We start from the raw sequence: 24,202 nt of genomic DNA on the forward strand, positions 1-24,202 counted from the left end.
AGCCTAAAGAACCCGTAATCCCCTTTAAAATGCACATTTTCGTGCTCGCTATAGTACTATACTTGATAAAACACTAAGTGCCAATCATATTTTAACCGGCTACCGTTAGTGACTTTTGTGGCATAAAAAATATAATTTAGATTTAATGATTATTTTTTTGAAACAATTCATTTTCTAATCCACTGAATATCCCTGATTGAAATTTTATATATTTTCAAAATCAAATTTTAACGATGCTCAATAGGTTATTTTGAAATGAAAGCACGTTAACTAGCTACATAAATTAGCCGTAGCCGGCGACTCCTTCCTTTAATTTATTAATCCAATCATGACGGTTATTTTCTGCATCAAATCCGTTGACCCAACCGAAGTGGCCTGATGATCTAAAAATAAAATTATTTTTAGATCATCCAACATAGCAAAGCCGGCACTCCGCCAGATTGGCCGGTTTTACCATTGCGGTCCGTTTTCATTCAACAGCGGGGTCTTTCGTAATCGCCGTCACACAAAAAAGCGCCGCAAAACCGATTACGATTTTGCGGCGCTAGTCTTGAGACGTCAACTTATCACATTATTTTTTTACATTTCGTCCGGTGCTTTAACGCCAAGTAAGCGCAAGGCTTCCTTCAAGACAATGCTGACCGCCTTAACCAGCGCTAGGCGGGCGTTCAATTCGTCGTCTTCAACCAAGATCTTGGTGTTACCGTAATACTTGTTGAAGGCCTTCGCTAAGTGGATCGCGTACTTCGCAACTACGGAAGGTTCAAATTCGGTGCTGGCGCGCACGACCGTTGCCGGGAATTCGCTCAATAGCTTCAACGTGTCCCAAGCGGCCGGGTCACTGATCTTTTGACCATCAGTAGCTAATTCTGGACTGCCCGCCTTACGCAGGATACTTTCGGCGCGGGCGTGGGCGTATTGCACGTACGGCCCGGTTTCACCTTCAAAGCGCACCACTTCTTCCAAGTTGAAGTCGAAACTGTTCATCCGTTCGTTCTTCAAGTCGTGGAAGACGACGGCGCCAACGCCGACCGCGTCGGCCACGGCGTCCTTATCCTTCAAGTCCGGGTTCTTCGCTTCGATTTGGTCATGTGCCAAGTCGACCGCGTCGTCCAACACTTTATCGAGCAAGATGACCCGACCACTCCGCGTCGATAACTTCTTCCCGTTGGACGTGATCAAACCGAACGGGATGTGGTGAATCTGGTCAGCCCAGTCAAAGCCCATTTCGGTTAAGACGGCCTTTAATTGCTTGAAGTGGTTGGTCTGTTCGTTACCAACGACGTACAGGGATTGAACGAAGTCGTAGGTCCGCTTCCGGTAAATTGCGGCGGCCAAGTCGCGGGTGATGTATAACGTCGCGCCGTCGGACTTCTTGATCAACGCCGGGTTCAAGTCGTACTTGCTTAAGTCGACCACTTCGGCCCCCTGACTTTCGTGTAAGAGGTTCTTGCTTTCCAGTAAGTCGACCACTTCCTGCATCTTATCATTATAGAAAGCTTCACCCTTATAAGAGTCGAAGTCGATGTCTAAGCGGGCGTAAATCTTCTTGAACGCCTTCAATGATTCGGAACGGAACCACTGCCATAATTCAGTTGCTTCTTCGTCACCGTTTTCCAACTTCTTGAACCAGTCGCGGGCCACGTCGTCCATCTCCGGGTGCTCCTGGTCTTCTTGGTGGAAGCGCACGTAGTACTTCAGTAAGTTATTGATGGGGTCAGCTTTTACGGCTTCTTCGCTCCCCCACATCTTGTAGGCGGTGATTAACTTACCGAACTGGGTCCCCCAGTCACCTAAGTGGTTAATTTTAACCGGTTTGTAATCCAGCTTACTTAAAATATTGGCCAACGCGTTCCCAATCACGGTTGAGCGTAGGTGGCCCATCGAAATCGGCTTAGCGATGTTTGGTGAGGACATGTCGATTGGCACTTGTCCCTGTTCACCAATTTTACCGTCACCGAAGTGGTCCGCCTGGCTCAACACTTGGTTTAAAATGTCGGCTGAAAAGACGTCCTTCTTAAAGAAGAAGTTGACGTACGGGCCCATCGCAACCACTTTTTCAAAGTTGCTCTGGTCAATTTTTTCAACTACGTCGGTAGCAATCATTTGGGGTGCTTTCCGTAAGACCTTGGCTAACGTAAAGGTCGGGAAGGCTAAGTCCCCCTGCTTGGACGTCTTCGGCTGTTCTAACTTCGCTAAAATATCAGCTGGGTCTAAATCGGGTAAAGCGGGCGCTAAAGCGTCGGTCACGAGTTGTTTGTAATCCATAGTTTCCTCCTCTGGTCACGGGAATAAAAAAAGTCCCCTACATATTTAATAAACATGTAAGAGACGAGAGTTCCCGCGGTACCACTCTAATTGATAAATTATCCACTTAATATCGAATTGTCGTCTTCAAAAGCGCGCTTCAATCGGCACTGGGTTCGGCTTGCACCACCCCGAACTCGCTAGACCAGCTGACCGGTTTACTCCTCTTTCTCGTTAGACGTGTAAATTTTTAACAAGCGTTAGTATAACAGACTTTGGTCACTTTGACTAGCTTAATGCTAAAACCATGTCCTGGTGCGGAATCCCGTCTTCCAGGTAAACGGCTGACGCCGGCAGGAACCCGAATGAGCGGTAAAAACGGTCGAGGTAGTGCTGGGCCTGAATGTTGAGTTGTACCGTATTCGGCCACTGGCGGCGAATTTGTTGAATCGCGTGGTCAACTAATTGGCGCCCGAGCGCCTTGCCACGAGCGTTTGGTGCCACCACGATCCGGCCGAAACGGGCCTGCTGGTCGGCTTCTTGCATAAGCCGTGCGTAAGCCACTAATTGACCAGCATCGTCCGTCACTAACAGGTGGCGGGCCGTTAAATCGAGTGCGTCGACTTCTTGGTAGGCACAATGTTGTTCAACGACGAACACGGCCACCCGTAACTGGTAAATGGCGTGGAGTTGTCGCCCACTCAACTGGTCAAAGCTGTAGGTCGTAAATTTCATTCAACAAGCCCCCCTTTTTAGATAACAAAAAAGACACCCTAACCAGGATGTCTTCATGACGGTCCGTACGAGACTCGAACTCGTGATCTCCTGCGTGACAGGCAGGCGTCCTAAACCAACTAGACCAACGGACCATGGGTGCGAGGAGCAACTTCAGCTCCAATGCTTTACTGATTGAGCAGGCTCTTTCAATAAAGCGGGTGACGGGAATCGGACCCGCGACGCAAGCTTGGGAAGCTTGAATTTTACCACTAAACTACACCCGCATTTGACAACAGAAATAAGTATAGCATAACTTTTTCTGGTTGTCATGGTTATTTATAAATTTTTTATGCTTCGGGTTCCGGAACCTTAACTGGCTTAGGTGCGGCCTTGATGAGTTTCGCATCCCCCTTACGAACAACCGCTCGGTGATTATATTCGTTCACGATGGGTTCGTCGGACTTGGTGAATTCCTTGATTAAAATCAAAACTGAATTTTCATACACTTTTTCGATTTCACCCTTGAAATCATGTTCCAATGAAGCAAATTTTTTACCTTGGACGTAATCGCCAATTTTTAGTTCTACCGCCATGAATAAGCTCCTTAAATAAAATTGATAACAAATACTATCAAAAAAACAACCGCCGCGCAAGCCTAGTTTTTAACGCCGGCTTCCACAACTTCGGTTGGCGCCACGTGTAACTGTTGTTCCTCACGTTCGCGTAGGCGTAATTCGTGCACCGCCTTGACGTACGCTGGTAGTAACACCGCACACGAGCCTAACCAGGCCAGCGGTTCCGACATGCAGGCCCCCGGGTACGCGAGTAGGCGGACGAGGATCAGCGCCGCGAAGACCCGCATAAAGAGCTCGGCCGCCCCCGCTAAGGTTGGAATCGCACTGCGCCCCAGCCCCTGCAAGGTGTTGCGCATAATGAACAACATCGACAATAAGATGTAGGTACTCCCGATCACGTTAAAGTAAGTCTGCGATAAGTTCAGCACCGCCACGTCACCGTGACCAACGAATAGTGCCACCAATTGTTTACCCCAAATGATTTCGATGACCCCGGCCGCCACACTAAAGCCACCGGATAACCACATGGTCTGCTTGACCCCCTGAACGATCCGTTCATATTGATGGGCCCCGTAGTTTTGGGCCGCAAAGGTCGCCATCGTGACCCCGAATGACATTAGCGGCTGGGTCGCCAACTGGTCGATTTTTTGGGCCGCGGTGGTCGCCGCCACCGAGTTAGTGCCCAAACTATTTAACGCCGATTGCAGGACGATCGTCCCAATCGCAATAATCGACATTTGAAAGGCCATCGGTAAACCAACGTTTAAGTGGGCTTTAACTTCCGCCATGCTGAGTTTAAAGTGGCGCCAGCCAATGTGTAGCACCGGCACGCGCAAAATAATGTAAACCACGCACATCAGGGTCGCGATTAACTGGGCTAAAATCGTTGCCCAGCTGGCCCCGGCAATCCCCCACTTAAAGACCAGGATGAAGAGTAATTCCAAGCCGATATTAATGATTGAGCTGATGATCAAGAACCACAGTGGGGTTCGGCTATCACCGAGCGCGCGAATAATATTTGATAACAAGTTGAACCCGATCGGTGCCAACATGCCGCCCAACATAATTTGTAAGAAGGTACGGGCGTCGGCCATGATGTCGGCCGGTGTTTGCATCAATACCAAAATATGATCGACTAACACCATCGAAATCACCGTTAAAATCAGTCCCACGATCAAGCTGACCACGATACTGATGGCAAAACTGCGGCGGACCCCCTGATAATCCTTCGCACCAAAGTGTTGCGCCGTTAAGATTGATAACCCAGCGGTCAACCCCTGGGCAAAGCCAATGATCAAGAACTGGACACTCCCGGTCGACCCAACCGCCGCCAAGGCTTTGACCCCCAGCGTCTGGCCGACGATCAACGTGTCGGATAAACTATAAAATTGCTGAAAAATATTTCCAATTAGAAGCGGAATCGTAAACCAAAAAATTAACTTTAACGGACTCCCCTTGGTTAAATCGTTCATTTCCCGCACCCCTTTCATTAATTGACATGGCCGTAAGGTAAGCGATTACAGCTTCATTCACTTACCAAACAAACTTTGCTAGTATAGCAACTTTACCCCCTAAATACCAGTGGTTTGTTCGTTAATATTAAATAAATTATTTTGACGGCAAAAAGCCACTCCCAACGCGCGGAGTGGCACTCAAATAACCATGTAAACGTAATAGGTCGTGAACACGCAAATCACCATGCAGAGCAGGTTCAGTGGGATGCCCACTTTAAAGTAGTCAGTAAACTTATAATGGCCGGGGCCGTAGACAATCAGGTTGGTCTGGTAGCCAATCGGGGTCGAAAAATCGGCGGTAGCCGCAATCGTGATCAGCATAACCAGCATCATCACCGGTAAATCTTGCAGACTGGCGGCGGAAATCGCCACCGGAAACATCAGTGCGAGGGCGGCCGCGTTCGAGAGAATCGCCGTTAAAAAGTTGGTAATGAAGTAGAGCAAAAACATATATAGTAGTGGCGACGCGGTTCCCGCGACGTTAACCAGTAGCTTGGCAATGAACTTATCCGCACCAACGTTCGACATCGCTAATCCAAGCCCGTAACTACTGGCAACCAATAACAACACGTTCAAGTCGACCGCCTGAACAATGTCGCTAATCGACACGCACTTGGTCACGAACAGGACGACGCAACTCGCGGCCAAGCCAACGAATAACGTTAAGACGTTGGCCGTTGACAGCCCAATCGTCGCGACCAACAGTGCAATTGGTAACTAGTCGCGGTACGACCGGTGTTGCGGCTGCACGGCTTGGGCGTTAAACACGTGGAGGTCCTTTAAGCTATCCATCTCAGCCGGGCCATTGGTTGTAATGATGACCAGGTTATCGCCACTCCGCAACCGGATGCGGCCTAACTGGCCCTGTAAGTTAACCGTATTACGGTGAATCGCAACAACCACGCTGCCAAAAACGTTGCGGAAACGGGCCGACTTAATGGTTTGATTGATCAGACTGGACGTTTCGGGAATGCTGACTTCTAACAACCGGGCGTGATTATTAATAATATCGGCCATCGCGATCGTTTCGGTACTCGGAATCAAACCTTTGATTTGAACTAAATCACTAATGCACTCAACCGAGCCAGTAAAATACAGGCGGTCGCCTAGCCGTAAAATCGTGCGGTCGGTCACCGGTACGATTGACGTTCCCTTGCGGTTAATGGCTACTAAAAACGAACTGGTCAGGTGCCGTAAATTGGCCTTCGCCACCGTTTGGTCCAGGTGCGCAAAGTCCGCCCCAATCGACATTTCAATTAAGTAATCGTTCGGCGTGGCCACCACGTCGTCCACGGTACTACCGTGATAGGACGGCAACAGTCGGTACCCGACCGTCAGCAGGTAGACCAAACCGACCACCGTAATCGGCAGGCCGACCAATGCGAGGTCGAAGGTCCCGAATTGTTTGAGGTGGTACTTGGACAGCAGCCCCTGCGCCACTAAGTTGGTCGAGGTTCCTAGGACCGTCAGCAAGCCGCTTAAAATCGTCGCGTAGGATAACGGAATCAGGAACTTGGAAACCGCTAAGCCCTTTTGCTTACTCCACCGTTGAATCATCGGCGTCAGGGTCGACACGATTGGCGTGTTATTCATAAACGGTGAAATTAAACTGACACTCGCTAGTAGCCGCACCAGTGAGCGTTTTTCACTGTGGCCGGTCCCCAGCACCCGGTTAAATAATCGGGTGATGACGTTACTCTTCGCAATCGCGAAGGCCACGATGTACATCAGCGCGATCGTGGCCAGCCCTTCGTTGGCAAAACCGGCCAGCGCGTCGCTCGGTGACAAGATGCCGACCACCATTAAAAACGTTAACGCGCATAAAATGACTGCGTTCGGCGTGGTGACTTCCAGTGCCATTAACACGAAGGTCACCAGTAATGTGAGTAAAACAATTGCAATTTTAACGGTCACGCGGCCCCCTCCTTCCAATCAATATGGACTTCATTTTAGGCGCTCGATATGAACATCCAGCTTATAGTTAATGAAATTAATCCGGATTTACTGAGAAATCGGTGGCGTTTTTGTGACTTTTTTTAGGTGACCGCGTAGTACGCAAAAAAGCGAAGCTGCAACCAAGGTCACAACTTCACTTTTGGATGGTCAATGCAGTCCGGTGTTTCGCCTTTAGACGTCCAGTTACGGGTAACTATTCATCCGTCCCGTACGTCCGACTAGTTGGATACAGCGAGAACCGTTCAGCCCGGTAAACATAGCCGCTATCGCCAAGGTTAGACAGTTCCACGTTGAAGACCTGCTGATTGGTTTTCGAATCGTATTCGATAACGTTGGCGGTCTTACCACCGTTTAGCCAACCAAAGTCGAGTAAGCGGTTTGACTTGCTCAAATAGCGGTTCGACCCGATGATGTTCGCAAAATTGCCCTTACCAAGTGATTTACCGTAGCTGCCAACTTGAGAAATCGTCATGTTCTTTTCATTAATGTGGTATTCCACCCCTTCCGAATAATTACCGGAAGACTTTTGCAACGCTGACTTGGTCTTACCGACCGCAACGTTGTTATTGAAAATCAATAAGTTGAGTGAATTTTTATTCGCCAACGTCGTTGGATCAACGATGGCCGCGTGTTGCCCGCCCGGCCAGGAAATTTTACCCTTAGCCGTCAGTAAATACTTGCGGTAAGCTTTCGGCCAAGCCGAAGCCGACTTGCTCGATAAGATCCACTTGATTTTTTCCGTCTTGTAATCGATCTTCATGACCAGGTTCTGGTTACGACTAGAAATAATCAGACTCTTATCGGACGGGTCGTAATAGACCGAGTTCTGGTGGAACCAGTCCTTCTTACCCATGTATTTATTGGACTTGGTGGCGTTATAGGTCGTGTAAAATTTCGCCGGTAAAATATTCTTCATATTGATCACTTTGGTAATCTTACCCGTTTTATGCGAAATCACGATCATCGTATCTTCCACGTAGACCCGGCCACCGTCGGAAACGGTCGCAATTAAATCACCGTTCGGCAGTTCGGTCACGTCGTGGTGAATCTGGTTATGGTTCTGCTTCTTAGAACCCTTTGCCTTACCCCACGCTTTATGATTGAACTTATAGGTCTTATAAACCTTACCGGTATAATCCATTTCCACTAACTCGTCAAAATAAGAATGACTCGCCTTGGATTTGGTCCAAATCAGTAAGTGACCGTTACTCAACTGTTTAAAAATGTGCGAGGTCGGTTTCGTCGTGTACCACCGAATTTTGCCGTCAGCATCGAGCCCAAAGGTGTAGTTTTTCGATTTATTTTTACCCGAAATCGTCGTCCGCACCATGAACGTCAACTTCGAATTACCGGAGCCCAGCACCATTTTCGACTTGTTCGCGGTTTCAACGTTGACCTTTAATTTGCTAAGCGAACTCGGCAACTTGGCGGTCTTTAAGTGCAACGTTCGGTGCACAACTTTGCCGCTCTTGTAAGTGACCTTTAATTTCACCGTATTGGTCGTGCCGGCGTATAGTCCGAGCACCGTTAAATCGTGACTGGTCGAGTAAGTTTTGACCGAATTGGAAATCGATGTTTTGTTACTTTTTCCAACCACGGTGTAACTGACCTTCGCCGCGGAAGCCGTCTTAAAGATCACCTTGGCCGAAAGTGGCGAGGTCCCGTACGGGTTAACTTTGGTGTAAACGTTATTGACGGTGTACTGATTGGACTGCTTTGCCGCCGTTAGCGTTTTGGTCGTACTAGCCTGTTTCTTTTGTTCGGTCGTCACTAGCCGTGAATTAATGTCCTTTTTGACGGCACTGTCGGAGCGGACCTTGGCACTGGTTGTGGTCGTACTCGTCGTTGACTGTTGGTAACGATGGTAACCAAAGTACCCGCCAACGGCAACCAGCAAAATGACCAGTACCGCGATAATCCAATTTCTGGTTCTTTTCATTTATACACCCCTATCCTTGTTCGGTTATCAGCGCGGTCGCTAAAGTCGCGTGCGCAACCGTCACGAGTTGGGTGACCTGGTCTAAATCAGCGACAAAGGTCCCGCTGGCTAACGCGTGACCGCCGCCACCGAACCGTTTAGCCACTGCGTCGATCGGTACCCGCTTTGAACGAAGGTGGACCCGGTAATTGCCTTGTGGGGTCGCAACGAAGATCAACCAGGCCGTAACGTTGGCAAGGTTACCAGGCAGCGCCACGATGGCATCCTCATCACCATACGGCACCGCTAACGATTGTAAGACCGGCTGGGATAAGACCACGTGGGCCAGGCCCAGCTCGTCAACTTCTAAGTGGCTAAGAATGTAGCCGGACAGCTTGGCCAGTTGAGGCGTCAAGTCGGCCGCGTGGTGACTGACCGTTGCAATATCCACCCCGTAAGCCGCCAGTTGACTGGCCGTTGCTAAAGTTTTCGCCGACGTCGCGGGGGTCGAAAAACCGACTGTGTCACCGATAATGCCCGCGTAGAGCAAGGTGGCAATCGTCGTGGTCATCGTTAACCGGGTCCGATCAGCCGCGTACAACGCGTAAATCATTTCTGAACAGCTGCTATACCCGGCATCGACCCAGTTCAACGTTCCGTACGAATCCCGGTTCGGGTGGTGATCAATCTTGATAATCGGCGCGTCTTGCCGCCAGTGACCAGCAATCCGGTCGTGGTTCGCACAATCGACCATCACCAGTAAGTCGGCCGCCGTGGGTTGTTGCGGCGGCGTGTCGTTGGTAGCAATCCAAGTCAGATGGTTAGGAACGCTGCCAACCGCCACGACCGGTTTGTCCGGAAAAGCCGTTCGCAAGAGCTGGACGAGACCAAACTGGCTGCCAATCGCATCCGGGTCGGGATTCGTATGGCGGTAAACAAAAATACGGGGGGCGTTTTCAACGGCCCGTTGCATGGCCGCTAACAGTCCCGGATTAGTCATCGCGCCGCCCCCCTAGGTAACCGTGATTCTGCAAGTAAACCAATACCTGGTTCACCGACACTTCTAGTGGTTGGGCCGACGTATCAATGGTAATTTCCGGATTGTTCGGTACTTCGTACGGTGCGTCAATACCTGTAAAACCGGTAATTTCACCACGCCGTGCCTTAGCGTATAACTGTTTGACGTCGCGCTGCTCACAAACGGCTAACGGCGTATCGACAAACACCTCGATGAACTCGCGGTCCGCTAACAACGCCCGTACTTGGTCGCGGTCGGCGCGGTACGGCGAAATAAAGGCGGTCAAAGTCAACGTTCCAGCGTCAACGAATAACTTGGCCACTTCACCGATACGGCGAATGTTCTCCGTGCGGTCGGCCGCCGAAAAACCGAGGTTCTTATTGAGGCCAAAACGCATGTTATCGCCATCTAAAACGTAGCTGCCGACGCCCTGGTCGTACAACGCCTTTTCGACCGCGTTAGCAATTGTCGACTTACCGGAGCCCGACAAACCGGTGAACCATAAAACGGCACTTTGGTGGCCGGCTAATTGCTGGCGTTCCTGTTTACTGACCTGGGACGTTTGCCAGGTAATGTGGTCTGATTTAATCATGCGTGCGCCTCCACTTCCCGTTTGCGTTTCAAACCATCAATCAAGGTTTGGGCAACTTCTGGTCGCGACACCTCTTTCGGGGGCACGATGCCGTCGCTCAATAGTTTCCGGACCTTGGTACCACTTAATGAAATGTGGTCGTCAGCACCGTGCGGGCAAGTTTTTTGGGTCGCCATCGCGCCACAGCGCTTGCAGTAAAAGGCGTTGTCGAACTTAAAGAAGTGCATCCCAAGTTCGTCTTCGACCGAACTAATCAATTCCTGGGCTTCGTAAGTGCCGTAGTAGTCACCCACCCCGGCGTGGTCGCGCCCAACGATGAAGTGGGTACAACCGTAATTTTTACGCACAATAGCGTGTAAAATGGCTTCCTTAGGACCGGCGTAACGCATCGCTGCTGGGTAGATCACCAAGCGGACGCGATCCTTGGGATAATAATATTTCAAAATCGTCTGGTAACTAGCCATCCGGACGTCCGCCGGAATATCGTCAGCCTTAGTCTCACCGACTAACGGGTTCAAAAAGAGCCCGTCAACGTTTTCCAAGGCCAGCTTTTGAATGTATTCGTGCGCCCGGTGAATCGGATTACGCGTCTGAAAGCCCACGATGGTTTTCCAGCCTAGGTCATGGAACAATTTGCGGGTCGCAAGCGGTGCTAAGTAGAAGTCACTGAAGTCGCCGTGGTCCGGTTGCTTTAATAACTTAATGGCGCCACCGAGGTAGACGTCGCCATTAGCGAACAGCCGCTTAACGCCGGGATGAGCCGTATCAGTCGTACCGTAAACGTTTTGTGCTTCTAATTGCTTATCGGGTACGTACTTATCTTCGACCCGTAAGGTCCCGTAGATTGTCCCACTGGCATCCTTTAACGCCACCTTACTATTGAGTTCAATGGTTGCCGCTACCGCCTTGCTAACCGGTAGTGTAATCGGAATCGACCAGAGGACCCCGCTCATCAAATGCATATTTTTGACGACCGCGTGGTAATCATCGCTAGTCATAAAGCCGGTCAGCGGGCTAAAGCCACCGATGCCGATCAATTCAAGGTCTGACAAGTTCCAATTATTAATGGTTAGGCTGGGCAACGTTGCGGCCTCACGTTGGGCCGCCTCACTGTAATCTTCTAAGTTGATCAGTTTGCCGCCATGGGCTTTAATTCCGTACACTGTTTGCATATAGGTCACCTTTCTGTTCTAAAATCACGTGCTGATTAGTTGTCACGAATTGATTTAATTGGGCAAGTGCAGTTGCATCACGGCTGGCGCGTTGGCAAAGTTCGGTTAAGTCCTGTGCTAACGCGGTCCAGTCAACTGGTTCACTCAGGGCCGTTTCATCATCTTGATCACTAGCCGTGACCACGGCCGGTCGCTGCTGGCCGATTGCTTTCAGTTGGTCAATGGTCGCCGACGCGGCGAGTGTTTCAGCGGGAACTACCGTCACAGCGTGGCCCCGTAAAGCAGCTAACGTTCGAACCAGTCGTTGCACCCGCAACCGTTGTTCTGCCGGAGTCCCGGTGGTTAAATCGTCAACGATGACCACGTTATTAGTCGTTAACCCCAGTTCGGTGCTGACCGCCATCAGCATTTCGGGAATCTCGGTATTAGCAACGTCGCCAATTCCCCACCGATCCTGCTGTTTCGCCTGTTTGCGCAAAAAGTTATTAAGGCGTTCTTTTTGGGCTAAGACCTGGTAATCCTTGGTGTAAGTTTGTGGGTCAATTGTTCGGTCTTCCAACTGGGCGGCCAAATCGCGCGCAACATCGTGACTGGTCCCCGTGCCTTCCTGCATTGCCACCCCGGCGTGCGCCAAAGTGTTGCTTACTTGATCAACGCTCGTTTGGTCGGCACCAAAAACAAAGAACGTTTGACCGTTAATTTTCGGATTAAAATCACGGTATAGTGCCCCGTACCGGTCTAAATAGTCGCTCAGCAACCGGTCGATTTGTTGTTGAAAATCGGTCGACGCGAAGAATTCGGGGTCGGCGGCTGCCTGACGAGCCAACAAATAGAGGGCTTTAACGTCCGCTGCCACGTCCGTCCGGGCTTCAAAGGCGGCCAAACTTTCGTGGTGGTCGCTGTGTTGTAAGCTCGGGTCGATGAAATCGTCTAGTTGGGCCTGCAACTGGCCTTCGTCCGCGGGCCACGGCAAGTCAAACTGGCTGGCAATCCGTTTTAAGGTCGCTAAAGTGTTGCCGAATAGGTCCTCGTAAGTCACCAGTATTCGCGATTGCGGTTGGGTGTCCTTCAACGATAATAGGGTCCGAACCTGCCATTGACGCATGGCGAGCGTGTTATCGCGGTGCCAGGCCCGTTCGTTTGAAGAAACCACGTCCAACGGGTTACGAATCAAAATTACTTCGACCGGCGTGACGTGAATATCCGCCAAAACGTGTTGCCAGAGCTGGATATAATCGTTCATCCGCGGATCCTTGATCAACAAATTATCCTGCTTTTGAAACGCGCCGCGTAAATAAGTGGTTAGCCGTTGCCGGTCACGCTTAACTTGCGGCTGATCATAATAGCCGACCGTGGCCGGCCGGTAACGGATCTTACTACCCAGTGACTTATGGATTTTAATGACATCCTTATTTTCAAAGTAGCCCTTGGGATTGATACGTTTGCTGGGGGCCAATAAGTGGTCGGTCCCCAGCGAGACACCCATTAAATTCAGGCTTTTCGTCATGACCGACGTTCCGGAGCGGCCACTCCCTAGTACGAGGACCGCGTGCTGTTGCCGGTGATTAAATAGGCGTTGCCAAAAGTGTTGACTCATATCATCATTCCTTACTTTGATTTGATCATCCTTAGCTAAAGCTCATAAATTATCCTATCAAGCAGATACTGAAAAGCCGTTGCTTTAAAACGAAAAAAAAGTGACGATTCTATGAAAAGTGCCCGTTTAGCCAGCCGGCAACTGGTAAATATGGGGTTAATCGTGGCTAATCTAGCCAAAAAATCAGAAAATATGAAGTTCCCCGAACCCCACTACAACCGGTTTTTAAAAGCATTAACGGAGAAGTCAGCCGGGTTAGTTCACCCGCTTAACTTTTCGACCTGATTGACGGCAATATAAAAAGCCGTTCCAGTCAACGACTGAAGCGACTTGTCAAATTTTGAAGGGTCGGATTACGGCTTACCCCAATTTGGGAGTTGTTTACCATCTTCACTATATTGTGGGCCGTCACTGGGGGTGACCACCGCATCATCCGTGGCGCCAAAGTTATTTTCAAGCGCGTCGACGAACCGTGCCGAAGCCCGCCCGTCCAAGTCATCAAAGAAAAAGTTCACGAAACCGGTCAACTTTTGCTGATCGACCTGGGGGTGCTGCAGCTGCGTAATCAGGTCAGTCGTGTTCTCCGCAAGGGAACCGGGAATAAAGTCGAAGTAGTTGAAGTAAAAACTCCGTGAGCGCATATAATCCGCTAAGTCCGGTGCAAAGAAAACCATCGGTCGCCCGAGTAACGCGTATTCAAAGCAGACCGACGAATAATCGGTAATCAGCTGGTCGGCGACCAACAATAAGTCGTTGATTTCACGGTAATCGGACACGTCGTGGTAAAAGTCGGCAAACTCGTACGGTAAGGTCGGCTTATTTTGCACAAACGGGTGAATCTTCAACAAGAAGACGTAATCTTCGTGCAACGCCGCGTAAATCTTTTTAAAGTTCAACATTTCAAACGGGTAGTAGGCCGACTGCTGGCCGTTACCGCGAAAGGTCGGCGCAAACAGGATCACCTTTTTACCCTTAATAAACGGTAATTCTTCGGTTAAACGTGCGCGAATGGCGCGCTTCTTGGCTTCATCAAAGAAAATATCGGTTCGCGGTATGCCTAACGGTGCGACTTTGTCCGTACTGATACCGAACCCCTCGGCGTACTTATCCGCCACGTTATGCGATGACACCAACGCCCGCGTGTAGTTTCGGTGGTTGAGTGACTGGGCTTTCGGTCCACCCGGCATCCCTAAACGGCTGTAGCCAAAGGTCTTAAAGGCGCCGACCGCGTGCCAGGCCTGAATCAGGTCGGCGTTTTCCCGAATCCGTAACGGGTAAACTAACGGGTAAAAGTCATCTAAAATTACGTAGCGGCTAGTGGCCAACGCTTTAGCCAGCGTGCGGGTCTCACGCCAACTTTTTTTCGCTTTAATGCTTGGTTTCAAATAAAATTTGATTTGAAAATCACTTTGACGGCGTTGCAATTCCTGGTAAATGAACTCAAAGTTACCAGAAATCGTGACCCGGCTGTCGGAAACAAAGGCAATCTGGCGTTTCTTAATCGGTCGCAAACAATACCAGCGGTACCACCACTTCAATACTCGTCGTTTTAACCCGCGGAGCGCCGCCGATTCAAAGCCGGTCGTCGCGTCCAATTGGTTTTCGGCCGGATCAATGTCACTCAACTTATCCGACATCACCGTTAAGCCTTGCAACGCCAAGCTGTATTGCAACGTTAGCCGAAACGATTTATTACTATGGGCGCTGTAACTCGTCATTTTGGCCGTGTAATTCAGATCACGGTCCACCCCCACCACTTGTCCAAGAGTCGTCCGGCGAATCAACCAGCCCTTTTTCAGGTACTGCTTTAGTTGGAGCAAGATTTGATAACGCCCCGGTTGTAACGGTTTACCGTCACTGATAGTCGAAAAGTTGACGTTACCAGCGTACCCGGCCTGCGGAAAATCGGCTAATTGCACTGATTGATTGACCAGTGGCACTTCAATTTCTTGCCCCTGTTCGTCAACCAGCACCAAACTCTTAATAATTTTTTCCGGGTCACTTTCCGGATAATTTTCAAACCAGGCGCGCCCAACTAACGATAAGTAAGAGCGGTTAAAGTCTAAGGTCGTCACCGAACGCTTGATCAGGGATTCCGCATCCTGGTCCAAGCGCGGCTCGTTTAACCCCGTCCGCTGAAGTTCGGTTGTGGCTTCCGCTTGCGGCCCCGCGCTACTGGGTCGGCGTCCGAGTAAAATTCGGCGTGCGATTCGTTTTAGTCGTTGTAACATGCTTAATTCCCCACTTCTTAATTTTCATTGGTTTCACAACCCACCGGCTGCTTTTTAATCAGCGTCGTCAAAAATGTGACCACCCGTTGCGTATTCTGGCCATCCTGGTGGTCAAAGGTCCGCTGGCGCAGACGTTGCACCCCCGCAAGCGGATACTGGCTCAAATTATGGTTTAAGTATGTCACCAGCTGGTCGGCCCGGTTAAAATGCGGGACGTTTAAGTACTTGTAATAGTCAACGTAAAAGCCGCCAGTTCGAACATAGCGTTCAAAGTCAGGTGTATATAACAAGATTGGCCGGTCAAAGTAACTAAAGCTCAGTGACAACGACGAGTAGTCAGTGACGAACAGGTCGGTACTGGCTAGTAATTGTTTGACCCGCGTCGCATCTTGGAAGACGTGCACGTTTTTTGGTAAGCGCACTTTCGGCCAGGCAACGTACGGGTGAATTGAAATATAGACCTCCCACGGCTGAGCTAATTGGCGGGTGGCGCGGATAAAACATTGGATAATCGCCAGCAACTCTTCCTGTCCAGTCTTGCCAGAACGGTAAGTTGGTGCATACAAGAGTCTTTTTGAAGCGGCGTGCTGGTCCGGTCGTTGTGCCACGAGCTGATCGAGCATCGGTGCGCCGGTCGCCACGACCCGCTCCGGTGCGATATCGAACGCCTCAACGTAAGCGGACCTGTCCGCCGCACTGTTGATCAGTACCCAGTCGTAATTTTGGTGCGCTTTGAGGACGTTCTGCCGTGGTTGGGGCAAACTCAGCCCAAATTTTTTCAAGGTTCCGATAGCGTGCCAAAGTTGGACGACCTGATTCTGCGGTCGCTTACGAATGGTGTCTAACGGAAAGCAGTAATCATCGATCACCATCACTTCCGAATGCGCCAAGAGCCGTAACGTCCGTAACGAAGCGACTAAAAAGCCAAACTTACTTTGCCAGCTACGGTCGTACTGATAGCACAATGTCCGCAACTTGTATTGGCCATCTTGCGCCATCCGGTTATGCACAGCCCGCAGGTTATCGGTTAGTTTCGCACTGCGCATCGTGACAAACACAATCTGTTTTGGACGTACGGACCCTATCCGGCTACATACTTGGTAATAGCAATTAAAGCCAAATCGCAATAGGTTCAGCTTAATTGTTTTGGCCGTCAAACGTCCCATTCCATCACCGCCTTACCCCAGTAATTCGTCAGGTCGTGCTCAAAGAAAGCCACGATATCTTGAATCGTCCTAACTTTACGGGTAAAGCCCACTAGGTTTTGCAACCGTTCACGGGTGACTGGGCTAGCCTTTAAAATCGCGACCGCCCGTTCAAAATCGGCACGGCCGCTGCGGCTAACCCCGCGTAAGGTAATGCCACGGGCTAGTACCGAACGGGTATCGATGGCGACCGGTTCTTCAGAAACGCCCATTAGCACCGCGCTGCCCATTGGTCGTAGGTGCTTGACGATCTGACTAATGGCCGCTTCACTTCCCCGACCACCGGTACATTCTAGCGCCTGGCTAACCACTAAATCACGCGGAATCTGGTCAACTAAGACCGTTTTATCAGCGAAGGAAAAGTAGTCGAGCTTGGATCGATGCCGGCCAAAAATCACCAGTTGACTATCCGGAAAGATCTGCTTGACTAGCGTTGCGGTAATGTAACCTAGGTTACCGTCACCCCAAATTCCGATGACCCGTTGATCGGCGTCCATCACCGTTTCTAAGCGGCTTAAGCCCTGTACGCCAACTGACACCATCTCGATAAAGGCACTCACCGGTGCGTTGAAGTCGGCAGGTAACGGTAACACCCGGTCGCGTTGCAGCACAACGTATTCCTGCATGATACCGTCAAAACCGCTTGACCGAAATTTTGAACTCGGCAGGTAATTTTCATTAATAATTGGATCGTGTTGGGTTGGCGTGTTGGGAATGATGGCGACCGTCGTCCCCACCGCCAACTCACCGGCGGGATCATGAACGACCGTTCCGATGCCTTCGTGAATCAAGGCCATCGGTAACTTCTGGCGCAAAATGGCGTCGGGGCGCTGGCCGGTGAAGTACCGTTGGTCCGCGTGGCAAACGGAAAGGTAGCGGGGGCGAACAACGAGTTCATCCGTGACCACCGCTTCCGCGACCGTTTGGACCTCGAATTGCCGGGCGGACACTAAGCGATAAACTTGATTCAACATGGTTAAGCCCTCTTTTCTACTAACGCAGAAGCGACCCGTAAGTCGTACGGGGTTGTGATTTTAAAGTTCCAGTTCTCGCCGCGGACCATCGTCACCGGGTGCCCCGCCAATAAGCAAATTTTGCAGGAATCCGACAAGCTGGCCTTCTGAGCGTCATCGAGCGCCGCGTACGACGCCACCAACGTTTTGATTTGAAAACTCTGCGGCGTTTGACCCTGGTACATCGTTTCGCGTACCGGAATCTCCGCGATGGTGGCAGTTTGCCCCTGAACGATCGTATCGATTGCCGGCACGACCGTATCAACGGCCGGCGCTTTTAAAACCGCTTCGATGTTGTCGTGAATGATGCGTTCGGTCACAAACGGTCGGACGGCGTCGTGGGTCACCACCACGTCGTCATCGTGGGTCCCAAAGGTGCGTTGAATGTAATCGATGCCCTTCATTAAGGTGTCATTACGCTCAGCTCCACCGGCGATCACGCGAACTCGCGGATCATCAATGGTCTTAGCCACCAGGTCGCGAGCGTGGCTGACCCAGTCAGGCGGGCACACAACAATAATCGCGTCAAAGCGGGCTTCCAACGTAAACTTTTCAATCGTGTGGATCAGAATCGGTTTACCGGCCAAGGTTAAAAATTGTTTGGGCATCGGAACGTTTCCCATCCGTGAGCCCTTACCACCGGCTAATATTTGTGCGTAAATCACATTGCATTACTCCCATCGACTTTAGATATTAGCCACTATCTTAGCCAACGATTGTGACCTTTTTATGACAGAAATGCGACCCGAACCGTTATAAGGTTTGAAAATTAACCGCTCCGGCGTTGGCCAGTTATTATTAACATAAAAATATTTCATGGCCCAAACACCGGCCTAATGACCGTAAAAACCGAATTCTACAAATAAATAAATTAATATTTAACAATAAAGATTAAAATTAGATTTGACTAAATGAGAAAACGGTGGTAATTTCTATGCAAGTTAAAAAGTTAAGAACGTCCTGCGAGGGAAAGTAGTTCGCTAGTGCCGTGCAGTGAGTCTGGAACAGTGGAAACCAGGCCGGAGAACGGTGAATGAAAATGGCCCTTAAACGGCACCACTGAGCACCTGCTAGGTGATGACAGCCAGCTTCTGTTAGCAAGCTACCGTATGAAACGTACGGGATAAGATCAATATCGTGAGGTATTGGTAAACTAAGGTGGTACCACGAACGGCAACTTCGTCCTTTTGGGAGGAAGTTGCCGTTTTTTATGCTTAATTTAACTTAAAAGGAGTGGTCCGCATGACCGTTATTAATAGTAATTTAGGGTACCCCCGCTTAGGCGAGCACCGCGAATGGAAACACCTACTCGAACATTTTTGGAAGGGTGACTTTGACGACGCGACCTTCCACGACCGCGCAAAGGCGTTACGGCTCGCTAACTTAGAAAAGCAGCGGGCACTGGGGGTCGACCTGATTCCGGTCGCTGATAACTCCGACTACGATCACGTGTTGGACACGATCACCGCGTTCGGGGTGATTCCCGCCCGCTACGGTCACTTTGATCACCGCCTAAGCCTGACCGACTACTACGCCCTGGCGCGCGGGTCAAAAACGGCGGTCGCCGCCGAAATGACTAAGTGGTTCAATATCAATTACCACTACATCGTGCCGGAATTCGACAACGCCGACTTTCAACTACTTGATAACCGCTGGCTACGTTACTACCAAGAAGCCAAGCAAGAACTTGGCATCGATGGCAAGCCCGTTCTGCTCGGGCCAGTTTCCTTCCTTAAACTCGGTAAACGCCACGGTCACTACCTAAATGACGCGGCGGTCGCCGAACTGTTGCCAAAACTACTCCCCTACTACGTGCAAGTTTTCCAAGAATTAGCCGCGGCCGGAGCCAGCTGGATTCAACTCGACGAACCGACGTTAGTTCAGGTCACCGACCCCGCTGACATCGCGCCTTACCGGGCCGCGTTAACCAACTTACGGGCCGCCGCACCGACCCTCAACATTGAACTGCAAACTTACTTTGACAGCCTCGACTGCTACGACCAGGTCGTCGATTTACCGGTTCAGGCAATTGGTCTCGACCTGGTTCACGACCACGGTGAAAATCTCGACCACCTAACGACCAGCGGTTTCCCATCCGATAAGATCCTCGCCGCCGGCATCATTGACGGCCACAACGTCTGGGCGAGTGATCTACACCAAAAAGCCGCACTCGTTCAGCGGCTATTAACCTTCGTGGACCACGACCACCTCTGGCTACAACCGGCGAACTCACTCCTGCACGTGCCGATTACGACCCGTAACGAACCCAAGGCCGACCCGGTCTTACTCGGCGGCTTGGCGTTTGCTGACGAAAAACTAACTGAACTACGGTTGCTGACCGCCGCGGCTAACCACGGTATTGCCAGTGTCCAGGCGGATTTCGACCGTAATGCCGCTAACCTGGCGGCCCTCAACGCTTCGAGTCACCGCAATAACCAGGCCGTCCGTGACGCCGAAGCGCAACTGCCACGACAACACTTCGAACGGCACGCGCCGTTTGCCAGCCGGATTCAACAGCAACACGCGCGCCTTAACTTGCCGTTACTGCCCACCACCACGATTGGGAGCTTTCCGCAAAGCCGCGCCGTTCGCGCTAAACGGGCTGCCTGGCGCAAGGGCAACTTATCAGACGCTGATTATCAAGCCTTTCTGCACGCGGAAACAAAGCGCTGGATCAACCTGCAGACCGAATTGGGATTAGACGTGCTGGTTCACGGTGAATTTGAACGGACCGACATGGTCGAATACTTCGGTCAGAAACTGACCGGCTTTTACGCCACCCAAAACGGCTGGGTGCAATCGTACGGTTCCCGGGCGGTTCGGCCACCAGTGATTTTCGGTGACGTGGCGTACACCAAGCCGATTACCGTAGCTGAATCAGTCTACGCCCAGAGTTTGACGACTAAGCCGGTCAAGGGCATGTTAACGGCGCCACTGACAATCATTAACTGGAGCTTCGTCCGCGATGACATTTCAAAAGCTCAGGTCCAAAATCAAATCGCGCTGGCCCTCCGCCAAGAAGTCTTGAACTTGGAAAAAGCCGGTATCAAGATTATTCAAGTCGACGAACCGGCGCTCCGCGAAGGGTTACCACTAAAACGGCGCCACTGGCAAGCCTACCTCGACGAAGCGGTGTATTCGTTTAAAATTACGACCAGCGGTGTCCGCGATGATACCCAGATTCACACCCACATGTGCTACTCGAACTTCAGCGACATCATCGCCACGATTAAGGCGTTGGACGCCGACGTCATTTCAATCGAAACTTCGCGTTCGCACGGTGAAATCATCAGCGCCTTTGAGGAACACGCTTATGATAAAGAAATCGGGTTGGGCGTCTACGACATTCACAGTCCACGGGTCCCTAGCGTGGCGGAAATCACCGCCAACATCCAACGGGCGCTGCGGGTCATCGACGTCCACCAGTTCTGGATCAACCCCGACTGTGGCTTAAAGACCCGCCAAGAACCGGAAACTTTGGCCGCCTTAACTAACATGGTGGCTGCCCGCAACGCCGTTCTCGACCAGCTCGGCGCCACCACTAAGTAGGGAGGCCCCGCCAATGGATCTTAGACAAGCACTCCGCCAACGGGTCCTCGTCGCGGACGGCGCGATGGGCACCCTGCTATACGGTAATTACGGCATCGCTTCTGCCTTTGAAAACTTAAACTTGACCCACCCGGACACGATTTTGCGGGTTCACCAGTCCTATATCAGTGCCGGAGCGGACGTCATTCAAACCAACACTTACGCCGCCAACCGGCTGAAGCTCGCCCGCTACGACCTTGAAGACCAGGTCACGGCCATCAACCAGGCCGCCGTCCACCTCGCCGTTAAGGCCCGTCAAACGGCCGACCACCCGGTTTACATTTTAGGCACGATCGGTGGTCTGGCCGGCGACACCGACCAAGGCATTCAACGGGCCAGCCAAACAGAAATTCAGGCCAGCTTAACCGAACAGCTGACGGCACTACTCGCAACCAACCAGTTAGACGGCATTTTGCTAGAAACTTATTACGATTTACCGGAACTGCTCGCCGCCCTCAAACTGGTGAAACAAGCAACGTCCCTGCCCGTCATTGCCAACGTCTCCATGCTGGCGGCCGGCGTGCTACGCGACGGGACTAGCTTTGCTAGCGCCATTCGGCAACTCGCCGCGGCCGGGGCGGACGTGGTCGGGACTAACTGCCGTTTGGGACCGTACTACTTAGCCGAATCGTTCAAGCACCTCGCCGTGCCGGCGACCATTCAACTGGCCGTTTACCCGAACGCTGGCTTACCGGGGACCGATGCGGCCGGTGACGTCGTTTACGACGGTGAACCAAGTTACTTTCAAAGCTACGCCGAACGGTTCCGCCAACTAGGGCTTAGTCTGATTGGTGGCTGCTGCGGCACCACGCCGCTACACACCGCCGCTACCGTTCGCGGGCTCAGTAGTCGGGACTTAGTCAGTCGCCACGTCAGCCAGCACCCGCGCACAACCGCACCACTAACCCCAACGAGCAGTCAGCACCCCTTCTTGACCAAGGTTATCACGCAAAAAACGGCGTTAGTCGAACTGGACCCGCCGCGCAATTTTGAAACCGATAAGTTTTTCCGCGGTGCGGCCCGGCTGAAAGCGGCCGGCGTCGACGGCATTACGCTGTCGGATAATTCACTGGCCGAAGTCCGGATTGCCAACACCACCGTTGCTGCCCAACTCAAACTCAACTACGGGATCAACCCAATCGTTCACCTGACGACCCGCGATCACAACTTAATTGGCTTACAATCCGAAATCATGGGGCTGCACAGCTTGGGCATCGAAGACATTCTGGCGGTCACCGGTGACCCGGCTAAATTAGGGGACTTTCCCGGAGCGACCTCGGTCGGCGACGTCCGCTCGGTCGAACTGATCAAGTTGATCAAGAGCTTCAATAGCGGCATCGGTCCGACCGGAAAATCGTTAAAACAAACTTGTGACTTCCGAGTCGCCGCAGCTTTCAATCCGAACGCCCCACGGACCACGATTTCCACTAAGGGCATCGAACGGAAACTAAGTTACGGCTGCGACTACCTGATCACCCAACCGGTATTTGACCTGGCCAACGTCACCAAATTAGCGACAGCGCTAGCCGCAAGCGACTTGCACGTGCCGGTATTCGTCGGCGTAATGCCGCTGGTATCGCGCCGCAACGCCGAGTTTTTACACCACGAAGTTCATGGCATCCGCTTACCGCAAGCCTTGCGCGACCGGATGGCCCAAGCAGAACTTGACGGTAACGAACGCGCCGTCGGTATTCAAATTGCTAAGGAACTAATCGACGGCATCTGTACGGGTTTCAACGGCGTCCACATCGTGACCCCCTTTAACCGCTACCGGACGGTCATCGAGCTAGTCAACTACGTCCACCAAAAGAACCTGACGGCAACCGCTTAAAAAACTTAACGCCTCCGCAACTCACTTTCATGCTAAAATTAGACATGAATCGTGAATTCGGAGGCGTTTTACATGTTTCTATGGCTACACATCGGCGGCTGGATCTGGCTCGCACTGATGGTGACGCTGGGCTTGACCCGTCGCGCTATCAAGAGTGCCAACCGCTACTTAATTTTAAGTCGACTCGGTTACCTACTATTAATCATCACCGGCGTCTACCTGGCAACGCAAACTTTCGCCACGAACTGGTGGCTCACCTTGCTCAAGGCGGGGCTCGGCTTAGCAACGATCGGACTGACCGAAGTGGCCTTCGCCCGCCTGCAGGAAAGCCATTTGACCGGCCGTTTACGGGTACTACTAGTTGCCGGCTTTATTTTAACGGCCGGTTGTGGCGTCGGCCTGCACCTCATCGTTAGTGGCCACTGGTTCTAAAAAAAGGCCCCCGTTTTCGACTAGAAAACTAGGGACCAATTCATCACATTATTTAAGGCGTGTCGTTCCAATTCCGGCTACCGAGCCGCTTCATGAGGTCACGCCGCATCCGCATTTTTTGATTATGTTCCATAAAGATCAGTCGCGAGGTCCCGTAATTAAAGAGCCCTACTAGGACTTGATCAATCACTTTAACCAGCATCGGTCCCCAAAACAGGACCGAAATGCCAACAAACATCACGGCCGTATCAAAGAAGTAGGATAAGCCGCGCGTTAGCATGAAGCCGATAAATTCCCGGCACCAGTGCCAAAAATTAGTCGACTTGGAGCGGAAGACCACCGCCTTGTTCGAAAAAAAGCTGAATAAAGTGGCGATGATCCACGCAATCGTGTTAGAGAACAGGTAGTGTTCCCCAAGCACTGAATGTAAGACCCAAAAAGCCACAACGTTAACGAGTGCGGCCATAAACCCAAAAATCGCATATTTCCAAAAATAATGATATCGCCGGTAGACTTTAGTTAACCACTGCACTGTCGTTCGCCGCCGTTTCTTAAAATATTTCAGTTAATTAAGCAATAGCCATCATAACCCATTC

The 24,202-nt window shown here is 51.2% G+C and carries 19 protein-coding genes and 2 tRNA genes; 3 read left to right on the top strand and 18 right to left on the bottom strand.

Going from position 1 to position 24,202, the window contains the following annotated elements; genetic code table 11:
• Positions 1 to 579 precede the first annotated feature (579 nt).
• The 17 genes from argS to FFM82_RS00445 form a co-directional block, all read right to left on the bottom strand.
• Positions 580 to 2,268 carry an arginine--tRNA ligase gene (gene argS, locus FFM82_RS00370; RefSeq protein WP_137643884.1) on the bottom strand — a complete coding sequence of 563 codons (1,689 nt, stop codon included), beginning with the start codon at positions 2,266 to 2,268 and terminating at the stop codon, positions 580 to 582.
• A gap of 267 nt (positions 2,269 to 2,535) precedes the next feature.
• Complete coding sequence (locus FFM82_RS00375) at positions 2,536 to 2,982, bottom strand: GNAT family N-acetyltransferase (protein ID WP_137643885.1); 447 nt, start codon at positions 2,980 to 2,982, stop codon at positions 2,536 to 2,538.
• Between the two features lie 59 nt (positions 2,983 to 3,041).
• Positions 3,042 to 3,116, bottom strand: a tRNA-Asp gene (locus FFM82_RS00380).
• Positions 3,117 to 3,177: 61 nt separating this feature from the next.
• Positions 3,178 to 3,248, bottom strand: a tRNA-Gly gene (locus tag FFM82_RS00385).
• Positions 3,249 to 3,311: 63 nt separating this feature from the next.
• Entirely contained in the window at positions 3,312 to 3,557 is a 246-nt protein-coding gene (locus FFM82_RS00390; RefSeq protein ID WP_137643886.1) for a DUF2187 domain-containing protein, read from the bottom strand.
• Positions 3,558 to 3,619: 62 nt separating this feature from the next.
• Positions 3,620 to 5,011 (bottom strand): MATE family efflux transporter, encoded by a 1,392-nt coding sequence (locus FFM82_RS00395; RefSeq protein WP_137643887.1) that lies wholly within the window; start codon positions 5,009 to 5,011, stop codon positions 3,620 to 3,622.
• A gap of 180 nt (positions 5,012 to 5,191) precedes the next feature.
• Complete coding sequence (locus FFM82_RS13645) at positions 5,192 to 5,755, bottom strand: SLC13 family permease (RefSeq protein WP_225425561.1); 564 nt, start codon at positions 5,753 to 5,755, stop codon at positions 5,192 to 5,194.
• A gap of 15 nt (positions 5,756 to 5,770) precedes the next feature.
• Positions 5,771 to 6,967, bottom strand: a complete 1,197-nt coding sequence (locus FFM82_RS00400; protein ID WP_225425563.1) for an SLC13 family permease — start codon at positions 6,965 to 6,967, stop codon at positions 5,771 to 5,773.
• A gap of 235 nt (positions 6,968 to 7,202) precedes the next feature.
• Positions 7,203 to 8,948, bottom strand: a complete 1,746-nt coding sequence (locus FFM82_RS00405; RefSeq protein ID WP_137643888.1) for an aryl-sulfate sulfotransferase — start codon at positions 8,946 to 8,948, stop codon at positions 7,203 to 7,205.
• A 10-nt stretch (positions 8,949 to 8,958) separates the two neighbouring features.
• Positions 8,959 to 9,927, bottom strand: coding sequence for a DHH family phosphoesterase (locus tag FFM82_RS00410; protein ID WP_137643889.1), 969 nt, complete (start codon positions 9,925 to 9,927; stop codon positions 8,959 to 8,961).
• Positions 9,920 to 10,537 carry an adenylyl-sulfate kinase gene (gene cysC, locus FFM82_RS00415; protein WP_137643890.1) on the bottom strand — a complete coding sequence of 206 codons (618 nt, stop codon included), beginning with the start codon at positions 10,535 to 10,537 and terminating at the stop codon, positions 9,920 to 9,922. The genes FFM82_RS00410 and cysC overlap by 8 nt, the downstream gene beginning before the upstream one ends.
• Entirely contained in the window at positions 10,534 to 11,709 is a 1,176-nt protein-coding gene (sat, locus tag FFM82_RS00420) for a sulfate adenylyltransferase (RefSeq protein WP_137643891.1), read from the bottom strand. Before sat ends, cysC begins: the two co-directional genes overlap by 4 nt.
• Positions 11,687 to 13,306 carry a sulfotransferase family protein gene (locus tag FFM82_RS00425; protein WP_137643892.1) on the bottom strand — a complete coding sequence of 540 codons (1,620 nt, stop codon included), beginning with the start codon at positions 13,304 to 13,306 and terminating at the stop codon, positions 11,687 to 11,689. The genes sat and FFM82_RS00425 overlap by 23 nt, the downstream gene beginning before the upstream one ends.
• Positions 13,307 to 13,659: 353 nt before the next feature.
• Positions 13,660 to 15,537: a CDP-glycerol glycerophosphotransferase family protein gene (locus tag FFM82_RS00430; RefSeq protein WP_137643893.1), complete on the bottom strand. Its 1,878-nt coding sequence runs from the start codon at positions 15,535 to 15,537 to the stop codon at positions 13,660 to 13,662.
• 17 nt (positions 15,538 to 15,554) lie between these two features.
• A complete protein-coding gene (locus tag FFM82_RS00435) occupies positions 15,555 to 16,703 on the bottom strand; it encodes a CDP-glycerol glycerophosphotransferase family protein (protein ID WP_137643894.1) in 1,149 nt (382 codons plus the stop codon).
• Entirely contained in the window at positions 16,691 to 17,716 is a 1,026-nt protein-coding gene (locus FFM82_RS00440; protein WP_137643895.1) for a ribitol-5-phosphate dehydrogenase, read from the bottom strand. Before FFM82_RS00440 ends, FFM82_RS00435 begins: the two co-directional genes overlap by 13 nt.
• 2 nt (positions 17,717 to 17,718) lie before the next feature.
• Positions 17,719 to 18,420: an IspD/TarI family cytidylyltransferase gene (locus tag FFM82_RS00445; RefSeq protein WP_137643896.1), complete on the bottom strand. Its 702-nt coding sequence runs from the start codon at positions 18,418 to 18,420 to the stop codon at positions 17,719 to 17,721.
• Positions 18,421 to 18,997: 577 nt separating this feature from the next.
• Between FFM82_RS00445 and metE the strand changes: the two genes are divergently transcribed.
• The 3 genes from metE to FFM82_RS00460 all read left to right on the top strand — a co-directional run bounded on the left by metE (position 18,998) and on the right by FFM82_RS00460 (position 23,606).
• The gene (gene metE / locus FFM82_RS00450; protein WP_137643897.1) at positions 18,998 to 21,304 is read left to right on the top strand and encodes a 5-methyltetrahydropteroyltriglutamate--homocysteine S-methyltransferase; all 2,307 of its coding nucleotides are present in this window, start codon (positions 18,998 to 19,000) and stop codon (positions 21,302 to 21,304) included.
• 13 nt (positions 21,305 to 21,317) lie between these two features.
• Complete coding sequence (locus FFM82_RS00455) at positions 21,318 to 23,174, top strand: bifunctional homocysteine S-methyltransferase/methylenetetrahydrofolate reductase (protein ID WP_137643898.1); 1,857 nt, start codon at positions 21,318 to 21,320, stop codon at positions 23,172 to 23,174.
• A gap of 72 nt (positions 23,175 to 23,246) precedes the next feature.
• Positions 23,247 to 23,606, top strand: coding sequence for a DUF1516 family protein (locus FFM82_RS00460; protein ID WP_137643899.1), 360 nt, complete (start codon positions 23,247 to 23,249; stop codon positions 23,604 to 23,606).
• 52 nt (positions 23,607 to 23,658) lie between these two features.
• On the opposite strand, the gene FFM82_RS00465 is transcribed toward FFM82_RS00460, so the two are convergent.
• Positions 23,659 to 24,138, bottom strand: coding sequence for a GtrA family protein (locus tag FFM82_RS00465; protein WP_170178162.1), 480 nt, complete (start codon positions 24,136 to 24,138; stop codon positions 23,659 to 23,661).
• Positions 24,139 to 24,202 lie beyond the last annotated feature (64 nt).

Origin of the sequence: Lactiplantibacillus plajomi, from assembly GCF_005405405.1 — a bacterium.
GTDB classification, from domain to species: domain Bacteria; phylum Bacillota; class Bacilli; order Lactobacillales; family Lactobacillaceae; genus Lactiplantibacillus; species Lactiplantibacillus plajomi.